This window comes from Novosphingobium sp. KN65.2, assembly GCF_001368935.1.
In the GTDB taxonomy this organism is placed as follows: Bacteria; Pseudomonadota; Alphaproteobacteria; order Sphingomonadales; family Sphingomonadaceae; genus Novosphingobium; species Novosphingobium mathurense.
Genome location: NZ_CCBH010000017.1, coordinates 1 through 326 on the forward strand (window position 1 = coordinate 1; position 326 = coordinate 326).

Below are 326 nucleotides of genomic sequence, written 5' to 3' on the forward strand. Positions count from 1 at the left end.
TGGCCGGTTTATGAACGCTTTATAGCCGATTATGCGCCGAAAAATATCGTAGGTGGAAATGACAGACAGCGGGAAATCCTTCACGGAGCGATTGCGCGAACGGGCGGCCTCACGGGAGCCGGGGGGCAAAAACCGGAACCTCGCGCAATTCCTCGCCGCTCGATCGGACATAGATGCAGCCCTTGCGGAAGGATGGCCGGTGCGCGGCATATGGGAGCTGCTGACGGAGGAAGGCCGCATTAGCTTCGGCTATGCGTGGTTCGCCAAATACGTTCGCCGGTATCGCGCGCCAGCTACCGGGGAACCGCCCAAGGCATCGACAGCGC

General features: G+C 60.7%; 1 protein-coding gene. It reads left to right on the plus strand.

Translation table 11 applies throughout. From position 1 onward, the window contains the following. Positions 1–58: 58 nt before the first annotated feature. Positions 59–326: TraK family protein (locus SPHV1_RS26070; RefSeq protein ID WP_369817851.1), on the plus strand; the 268-nt coding region annotated here is incomplete at its 3' end.